At 73.4% G+C, this 4326-nt stretch carries 3 protein-coding genes and 1 pseudogene; 2 read left to right on the top strand and 2 right to left on the bottom strand.

Annotation, left to right across the window (positions count from 1 at the left end):
• Together AB0C29_RS36040 and hisC are read left to right on the top strand one after the other, a co-directional pair.
• Positions 1-634 (top strand): RDD family protein (locus tag AB0C29_RS36040; protein ID WP_360830094.1); only part of this gene is annotated, 634 nt, incomplete at its 5' end.
• On the top strand, positions 631-1707 hold the full coding sequence (gene hisC, locus AB0C29_RS36035) for a histidinol-phosphate transaminase (RefSeq protein ID WP_360830091.1): 1077 nt from the start codon (positions 631-633) through the stop codon (positions 1705-1707). The genes AB0C29_RS36040 and hisC, both read left to right, overlap by 4 nt.
• Before the next feature lie 5 nt (positions 1708-1712).
• On the opposite strand, the gene AB0C29_RS36030 is transcribed toward hisC, so the two are convergent.
• Entirely contained in the window at positions 1713-3959 is a 2247-nt protein-coding gene (locus AB0C29_RS36030) for an FtsX-like permease family protein (RefSeq protein WP_360830088.1), read from the bottom strand.
• A pseudogene (locus AB0C29_RS36025) lies at positions 3953-4252 on the bottom strand (ATP-binding cassette domain-containing protein); the annotation flags it as partial. The pseudogene AB0C29_RS36025 and the gene AB0C29_RS36030, both read right to left, overlap by 7 nt.
• Positions 4253-4326 lie beyond the last annotated feature (74 nt).

The raw sequence follows: 4326 nt of genomic DNA, 5'->3' as shown, positions 1-4326 counted from the left end.
GCCGCCCGGCTGGGGGCCCCCGCACGCCTACGCCTACCAGGTGCAGGCCCGCCCGCACGGCCAGCCCCTGGCCGGCCTGGGCCGCCGCCTGGTCGCCCGGCTGATCGACATCGTCGCCGTGCTGATCCTCAACGTGCTGTTCAACGGCTGGCTGGCGTACCAGTGGTGGCTCGAGGTCGAGCCGATCTTCCGCGCCACCATGGCCGACCCGTTCACCAGTCCGCAGCCCGCCTCGGCCCGTTCCAGCTACCTCATCCTGACCATGCTCGTCATAGCCACCGCCCTGTGGTTCGCCTACGAGGTGCCGGCGCTGGCCAACAGCGGCCAGACCCTCGGTAAGCGGCTGCTGCAGGTCAAGGTCGTGAAGCTGGAGAACACCGAACCGCTCGGCTTCGGTCGCGCGTTCGGCCGGTGGGCCCGGCTCGGCATGTGGACGCCGCTGTGGAGCTGCTACGGGCTGGGCTTCGTGGCGCAGCTCGTCGACTCCGGCTCGGTGCTCTTCGATCAGCAACTGCGCCAAGCCCTGCACGACAAGTCGGCCGCGACCGTGGTCGTCGCCGTGCCACCCGGCCATCGGGAGCAGCCTGTGAAGGCGCCCGAGAACGCCGACGACTCCACCGGAGGGAAGAGATGAGCAGGCTGACCCGCGCCGACCTGGAGGCGCTGCCGGCGTACGTGCCCGGCCGCAGCGTCGCCGACCTGGCCCGTGAGCTGGGTATCGCCGAGGCGATCAAGCTGGCCAGCAACGAGGTGCCGTTCGGGCCGCTGCCCGGCGTACCGGAGGCGGTGGCGGCGGCGATGACCCAGTCGCACCGCTACCCCGACATGGGTGTGCTGGAGCTGCGGGACCGCCTGGCCGAGCGGTACGGCGTCAGCCCCGACCGGATCGTCACCGGCTGCGGCTCGGTGGCCCTGGCCGAGCACCTGGCCAAAGCAACCTGCCTGCCGGGCGACGAGATCGTCTACTCGTGGCGGTCGTTCGAGGCGTACCCGATCATCTCGGCCGGTGTGGGCGCGACCAGCATCCGCGTGCCCAACACCCCGGGCCACGGCCACGACCTGGCGGCGATGGCCGAGGCGATCACCGACCGGACCCGCCTGGTGCTGGTCTGCAGCCCCAACAACCCCACCGGTACGAGTGTGCGCAAGGCGGAACTGGACCGGTTCCTGGACGCCGTACCGTCGGATGTGCTGGTGGTCCTGGACGAGGCGTACCGCGAGTTCGTCACGGACGACCAGGTCCCGGACGGCCTGGTGACCTACGGCGACCGGCCGAACGTGGTCGTGCTGCGCACGCTGTCCAAGGCGTGGGGCCTGGCCGGGCTGCGGATCGGCTACCTGGTGGCCCAGCCGGAGGTGGCCGCGGCGATCCGCAAGGTGCTGACTCCCTTCTCCACCAGTCTGGTGGCCCAGGCGGCGGCGCTGGCCGCGCTGGACGCCGAGCAGGAGGTGGTCCGCCGCTGCGCGCTGGTGATCAGCGAACGGGAGCGGGTCACCGAGGCGCTGCGCAAGCTGTACCCGGACGTTCCGGCCAGCCAGGCCAACTTCGTCTGGCTGCCGCTGGGCGACCAGGCGATGGCCTTCGGCGCGGCGTGCGAGCAGCGGGGCGTGATCGTCCGGCCGTTCCAGGGCGACGGTGTCCGCATCACCATCGGCACGCCGGAGGAGAACGACGCTCTCCTGGCGGCCGCCGAGGCTGCTCTCTAGCGGCTTCACCTCGACGGCCGGGCGCGCAGGGCGGACGGAGTGCTCGCCACCAGAGCGAGCACGAGACACGCGGCGACGATCGCCGAGATCAGCGGCCAGGGCACGATCACGCTGATCTCGGCACCGACCTGGGCGGCCAGGGAGCCGGCCGAGCCGAGCAGGGCCAGCATCGCGGTCGCGCCGCCCAGCAGGGAACCGATCGCCACGACCAGGGTCGACTCCAGGGCCACCGTGAGGGCGACCTGGCGTGGGGTGGCTCCGGCCAGGCGCAGGACGCGGTAGTCGCGTACGCGGTGGCGGGTGGACATGAGCAGGGTGTTGGCCACGGCCAGGGCTCCCGCGCCGGCGGACATGACCAGCAGGAGCAGCGTGAACGACCAGACCAGGCGGTCCTCCTCGGCGTCGGCCCGCTCGGCGTACGTGGCCACGGAGACCAGCTCCGCCCCCGGTGTGGTGGGGGCTGCGGCGGTGAACGCGGCCGGGGCCAGCGCTGACTTGTCGTGGTCCCGGACGACGTCACGGGCCAGCACGAGCTCCGCCGGGATCGGGCCCGCCGGTGCTTCGCCGGCTATCCGCAGCGTTTCCCGTACCCCGTCCGCGTAGGTGACTGTGACGCTGTCGCCGAACTTCTCGGCAGCGTCCGGGCTCACCAGTGCGGTGCCAGGCGACTGAGTGGGCAACCCGACGACGGCGACCGACGCGCCGGCCACGTACACCTGGGTCGGTAGCGGCGCGCCGGGCGCCGCGGCGTCGGTCAGACCCGGCGTGCCGTTCGGAATCAGCACGGTTCCGGTGTCCACAGTGGCGGCCCGGCGGACCGCGTAGGCCGCTGTCGAGGTCTGGACCGTGCCGGTGATGAAGACCCCGAAGGCCACGGTGAGCAGCACCGGCGCGGCGGTCGAGGCCGTGCGCCGGACCCCGGTCAGGGCACTCTCGCGGACCAACGATCCGGTGATGCCGGTGACCGGCCACAGCAACAGCCGGACCAGCAGCGGAACGACCGCGGGAGCCAGCAGGGCCGCCGCCACGACCAGCGCCATGGCCCCGAGCAGCGCGAACTGGGCCATGTCGGTGACATCCGCCGCGGTCGCGGTGTAGAGGCCGGCGGCGGCACCGATCGCGGCTGCCGTCAGACCGGCGATCCAGCGCGAGCGGGACATCGGCCGGTCCTCGACCTCAGCGACTCGCAGGGCCTCCAACGGGCCGATCCGTGATGCCCGGCGGGCCGAAGCCGCCGCACCGAGCAACGACACCAGCGGCCCGGCCAGGAACGCCACGGCCAGGGCCCACGGCTCCCAGTGCACGGTGAACCCGACCGGCTGGAAGCGCGCGTCGACCAGGAACCCGTCCAGCACCAGCGCCAGCACCGCGCCAAGCAGCACACCCAGCGCGGCAGCCACCCCGCCCACCAGCAGGGCCGACCGGTACAGAGTGGATCGGATCTGCCGCGGCGTCGCCCCGACCGCCCGCAGCAGCCCGATCTCACGGCGGCGCTGGTTGACCCCGAAGGCCGAGGTCGAGGCGACCAGGAAAACGCAGGCGAAGCCGGCCAGCGCCACGGTCGCGGTCAGCACCTGCGTGCCGATCCAGCGCAGGCGGGCATCGGCACGTGGCTCCAGAGCCCCACGCCCCGCGCCGGTCAGCACCGTTCCGGCACTCCCGACGACTGCACGCACAGCGGCCGGGTCGGGATCGCCGCCGAGCCCGATCGCCCGGACGCCCGGTTGCAGCCGGGCCGCGACGGTCCCGGCCACGAGCACCGCCGAGCCCTCGACGTGGCCGGTGACCCGCCACGAGGTCGGCCCGGTCGCTGTCAGCACCGTGACCTCGTGGCCGATCGGCACCCGCAGATCACTGCCGACGACCACGTCCCGTTCCCCGGTCGGCGGTGTCCCCGCGACCAGCCGTGCCGCGCCCGCGCTCCAGCCGTACCCCGTGGTCAGGCCGGGGACCGGCCGCCCGGAGCGGACCGGCTGCGCGTAGAACGGCCGGTCCTGCACGACGGCCGTCACCCCCGGCAGCTTGCCCAGCCGATCCGCCAGCTCCTGGGCCGTGGCGGCGGGCCAGGGCACCGGCTCGGCGAAGAACTCAGCGGGATTCGTCGCGGCCGGGCTCTGCACCACGACGCCCAGCTCCTCGAACCGGTCCGGAACCCGGGGCCGGGAGGACGTCCAGAGCAGCAGCGCCGCCGCCACGATGGCCGTGCTGAGCAGCACGGCGACGAACGTGCCCAGCCGGTCGCGGGTCAGCACGCCGACTCCAGCATGGTCATCCGGGCCGCGATGGCACCCGCGTCGGCCCCGGTGAGCTCGCCGGCGAGCCGGCCGTCGGCCAGCAGCAGCACCCGGTCGGCCATCGCTGCGGCCACCGGGTCGTGGGTCACCATGACGATCGTCTGGCCGTGCTCGTCCACCAGCGCCCGCAGCAGGTCGAGCACCTGCCGGGAGGTGCGGGTGTCGAGCGCGCCGGTCGGTTCGTCGGCGAACACCACTGCCGGACGGGTGATCAGCGCGCGGGCGATCGCCACCCGCTGCTGCTCACCGCCCCGGCCCCCGAGTCCCGCTCGGTGGTCGACATCGCGCCGTCCTACGGCCTGTTCATCGACGGCGAGTTCGTGCC

This window comes from Actinoplanes sp. NPDC048791 (assembly GCF_040650095.1).
Taxonomy (GTDB): Bacteria; Actinomycetota; Actinomycetes; order Mycobacteriales; family Micromonosporaceae; genus Actinoplanes.
This window is presented reverse-complemented; position numbering and strand designations above follow the sequence as displayed.